Raw genomic sequence first — 4,298 nt, forward strand, 5'->3', positions numbered from 1 at the left:
CGGCGGCCTCCTCCGGCGAGGCGCGGAAAGCTGCGGCATCCGTCATGCTCATGCCCGCGCTCCGGAGATCAGACCCTGCAGCAGCTGGATGCGTTCCGGGATCATCGCCACGATCACGTGCTCATCGTCGGCGTGGGCTCCGCCGCCCACCGCGCCGAGGCCGTCGAGGGTCGGAACCCCCAGCGCCGCGGTGAAGTTGCCGTCGGACGCACCGCCCACCGCGACGCCCTCGAACGGCGTCAGACCGGCCTCCTGGGCGATCGCCACCGCGGCGCGGAACAGGTCCGCAGAGACCTCGGGTTCCATCGGCCGACGGTTGGGGCCGCCCTCCACGCGCACCGTGGCGCCGGGAAGCGTGGCAGGGAGGGCGCGGAGCGCCGCATCCACCCGGTCCTGCTCCGCGACCGTGCGCACCCGCACGTCGACCGCGAACTCCGCATCGGCGGGCACCGTGTTCGTGGTGCTGCCGGCACGCAGTAGCGTGGGTGTGACGCTGGTCCCCGCCGCCGCGGCACCGAGCTCGGCGACCGCGAGGAGGAGGTGCGCGGCCTCCACCGCCGCGTTCACGCCGCGCTCCGGTTCCAATCCGGCATGAGCCGCCCGACCGGTGACGTGCATCCGATACAGCGAGACCCCCTTGCGGGCGATCTTCACGGCGCCGCCGTCGGCCGAAGCTTCGAGCACGAGCGCCGCCGCGCAGCCGAGCGCCTCCTGCTCGATCAGGGCGCGCGAGCTCGGCGAACCGAGCTCCTCGTCGCCCGTGATCAGGATGCTGACGCCGGTGCGGTCCGGCAGCGCGGCGACGGCGTGGAGGGCCATCACGACACCGGTCTTCATGTCGAAGCATCCCGGGCCGCGGAGCACGCCGTCGTCGATGCGGAACGGATGCCGCCGCAGGGAGCCGAGGGGCCACACCGTGTCGTGGTGACCGAGGAGCAGCACCACCGGCTCGCCGAACCGCCAGCGCAGGTGGGAGCGTCCGTCGATCACGATGCGCTCCGGCGCGACGCCCAGCAGGCGCTCGCCGAGGGCGGCGACGACATCGGCGCTGCGGGCGACGGCGTCGAGGTCATCGGACGGCGACTCGCAGGAGACCAGTGTCTCGATGTCGGCGAGGACCAGGTCGAGGTCCACGCCGGCCTGCACCGGCATCACGACACCTTCGGCGCCGCGCGGACGCCGTGGTGCAGATAGCGTTCGCCGCTGGGCAGGGAGTAGAACACCACGGCGTGCCAGGCCTGCTCGCCCTCGGGACGCATCACGAACTCGCCGCGACGCACGGGCACCAGCGGATGCTCCTGCACCGGGTCGGGGAGCATGGCGGCGAGTGGTCCGTTCAGGGTGGTGCGCATGCGCAGGCCATCGTCGTCGCGGAAGATCTCGGTGCGCACGCCCGAGCGGTCGTAGACGCCCTCGAACTCGGAGAAGTCATCCGTGAACGGCTCCTCGGGCGGCGTGAGGCCGGCCGGCACCTCCAGCGCCGCCAGCTCGCGGAAGATCTCGCCGAACAGCTCGACGTAGAGATCGTGGGTGTTGCCCCCGTTCGTCAGCAGCGTCACCGCGAGCCCCTCCTCGGGGAGGATGCGCAGGAAGGACGCCTGCCCGATCGTGTTGCCGTCGTGCCCGATGAGGCGGTGGCCGTCCCAGTCGAACAGGATCCAGCCCACGCCCCACGCATCGCCGAGCGAGTACGGGTCGGGCATGTCCACCTCACGCTCCTGCATCCGCGCCACGGCGGCTTCGGACAGCACACGCGTCCCATCGGCGGCCAGTCCGCCTGCCAGGTGCATGCGGGCGAAGGCGAGCACGTCGGCCGTGGTGGAGTTGATGAGTCCGGCCGGTCCCATCGATCGGGGGAGCATCCAGGCGGGCGCGAGGTGCGGGCCGTCGTCGTCGACCACGGTGTGCCCGCTGGCAGCCCGGAACATGATCGCCTCCTCCGGGAGGGTCGAGGAGTGGGTGAGTCCGAGGGGCGTGAACACGAGGTCGCGCATCGCCTGGTCCCAGGTCGTTCCGGTGACCTTCTCGATCACGCGCCCGGCCAGCGAGAATCCGGAGTTGCAGTACGACATGGTCGCGCCGAGCGGATGGTTCTGCGCGACGCCGTCCAGGAGCGCGACGTACTTCTCGAGCGTGTCGTCGCCGCGGCCGGTGTCGGTGAAGACATCGCCGTCGATCCCACTGGTGTGATTCAGCAGGTGACGCAGCGTCACTGTCCGCGTGATCTCCGGGTCGGAGGACGAGAACTCCGGCACGTACGAGACGACCGGGGCGTCGAGGTCGAGCACACCCTGATCGACGAGGCGCATGATCGCGGTCGTCGTCCACACCTTGCCCATCGAGCCGATCTGGAACACGGAGTCGTCGGTGGTCTCGATGCCCGTGCGCGCGTTGAGTATGCCGTGGTGCGCATATACCGGCTCCTCGCCGAGACGCAGGATGCCGAGGGTCGCGCCGGGCACCTTGTGCGCTGCGGCCAGCGCGCTCAGTCGCTGCTGCCAATGACGGGCGTCGAGGCGGGCGCGCACGGGCGTGCCGGCCGGCGGCGCGTACTGCTCGACCCAGTCGATCACGCGCTGCGAGTAGTCGGCGCGGTGCGACGGAGGACCGGAGAGCACGAACAGGTGCGAGCCACCGGGATACAGCACCAGGCGCGTGGGGACGTCGCGCTCGCGCAGCGCCGTGAACCACTGCTCGGCCTGACCGACCGGGCAGCGGTCATCGGCCGCACCCTGCAGGATCAGAGTCGGGGTGGTGACCTGGTCGACCCGGGTGAACGGCGACTGTGCGGAGAGGCGCTCCTCATCGCGCCAGGGGAGCCCGCCGTTCTCCTTCGCCGAGAGGTAATGCCCGAAGTCGGAGGTGCCGCCCATCGAGAAGAGATCGGTGACCACGCCTCCGCCCACGGCCGCCGCGAAGCGGTGGTCGCGCGACGTGAGGAAGCAGGTCATGAATCCGCCGTAGCTGTACCCGGTCACGGCCAGTCGGGCCGGGTCTGCGATGCCCTCGGCGACGAGCTGGTCGATCGGCTCGAGGAAGTCGTTCGCGTCGTTGACGCCCCACCCGCCGGAGACCGCGGAGAAGAACGCGTCGCCGTAGCCGTCGCTGCCGCGGGGGTTGAGGGTGAGGATCGCCCAGCCGCGGCGCGCCAGCACCTGGTGGTACGGGTGGACGAGGTCGGCGGCACCGTTCCAGGCGTTGTGCGGACCGCCGTGGATGTCGAGCAGCAGGGGGAGCGGACCCGCGGCATCGGGATCGCGGCGCAGCCATCCCGTGACGACGGTGCCGTCGGCGATCGTGAAACGGCGCTCCTCCGCCGGGAGGAGATCGAGTTCGGGCGTGCCGTAGTCGGTGAGGACACGCGTGGATCCATCCGTGAGGTCCAGCACTGCGATGTCGCCGAAGGATTCCGGCGTCGCGAGCGTGATCGCCGCGGAGGATGCCGCCACCGAGAGCCCCGACACGTTTGCGGTGCCGTCCACGAGGGCCGTGGCGCCCGAACCGTCCGGGGCGACGCGGTACACGTGCGAGTAGCCGTTGTCGCGGAGGCAGAACACGAGGTCCCCGCCGTCCGTGAACTGCGGCATGCCGCCCGGGTAGCCGGGACCACCCGGCATCACGTTGCGGTCGAGACTGCGCGTGATGTTCTGCGGTTCGCCGCCGTCGACCGGGAACAGCAGGAGGTCTGCGTTGCCGACCTCGGTGTCGGTGCGTCCGGCGGCGACGACATGGCGGCCGTCCGGGGTCCATCCCACGGCCGTCGCCTGCACATCGGCGGCGCTGACCTGCACGGCCGCGCTGTTCGGGTCGGTGGCGGAGCGCACGAACACGGGGATCCGCATCGTCAGATCGGCATCGTCCTCGACGCTCGCCGAGTACGCGAGGAGTGTGCCGTCGGGCGACCAGAACGGGTCGGAGGCGTGGGAGCGGCCGCGGGTGAGGACCGTCACCTTGCCAGAGTCCACGTCGAGCACGTGCAGCTGTTGCACGAGCGTCCCCAGGTTGCCCGCACCATCGGCCTTGTAGCCCAGCCGGTCGGTCGAGGCCGGCGCCGAGCGTCGGGCGAGGATGGTCTCCGTGGTCTCGTCGGGAAGCGCCGCGCCGTCGACTGGGGCGGTGAACGCGATGCGCGTGCCGTCGGGGCTCCAGGCCGGAGCGCCGGCGCCGAGCGGGAGCGTCGTGAGTCCGCGTGCTTCGCCGCCGGCGGCCGGGAGCAGCCAGAGCTGCGCCGGGCCGTCCTGCGCGCGCAGGAACGCGAGCTGTGACCCGTCGGGGCTCCAGACCGGGGTCGAGTCGGC

At 71.5% G+C, this 4,298-nt stretch carries 2 protein-coding genes; both read right to left on the reverse strand.

Annotated features, from left to right (window positions below):
• Positions 1–48 precede the first annotated feature (48 nt).
• A complete protein-coding gene (locus ACNPM4_RS12180) occupies positions 49–1,152 on the reverse strand; it encodes a M20 family metallopeptidase (protein WP_448985861.1) in 1,104 nt (367 codons plus the stop codon).
• A partial coding sequence (locus tag ACNPM4_RS12185; protein WP_448985862.1) for a serine hydrolase occupies positions 1,152–4,298 on the reverse strand: 3,147 nt, incomplete at its 5' end. The genes ACNPM4_RS12185 and ACNPM4_RS12180, both read right to left, overlap by 1 nt.

This window comes from Microbacterium umsixpiens (assembly GCF_053543675.1).